Genomic DNA, 287 nt, shown 5'->3' with positions numbered 1-287 from the left:
CCTGCTGCATCAGCTTCTGGTTCTTGGCCAGCAGTGCCTGGTAAAGCAGGCTGCGGTCGTCTTCCAGCAGCTGCTGCCAGATATGCTGGGTAATCCCGAGCGGCTGACCCTCCTGCGGCAAGGTTTCAGTGGGCCCGCCGGCCAGGCAGGCGGCCATCATCTGGATGAAGTACTCCACCGAAACAGGGGAGGTCGCGTCATAGTCGTAGTAGCCGATCTGCTGAAACGCCCGCTTGGCATAGTGCCGCGCATACAGATCGCCAACCTGGTCGATCATCGACTGCCAG

Annotated in this window: 1 protein-coding gene; it reads right to left on the bottom strand. The window is 61.0% G+C overall.

The window, feature by feature from the left end; genetic code table 11:
* The coding region (locus IRZ77_RS26735) for a hypothetical protein (protein WP_196174644.1) at window positions 1–287 on the bottom strand (287 nt) is incomplete at both ends.

This window comes from Pseudomonas pudica (genome assembly GCF_015680405.1).
Lineage (GTDB): Bacteria > Pseudomonadota > Gammaproteobacteria > Pseudomonadales > Pseudomonadaceae > Aquipseudomonas > Aquipseudomonas pudica.
This window is presented reverse-complemented; position numbering and strand designations above follow the sequence as displayed.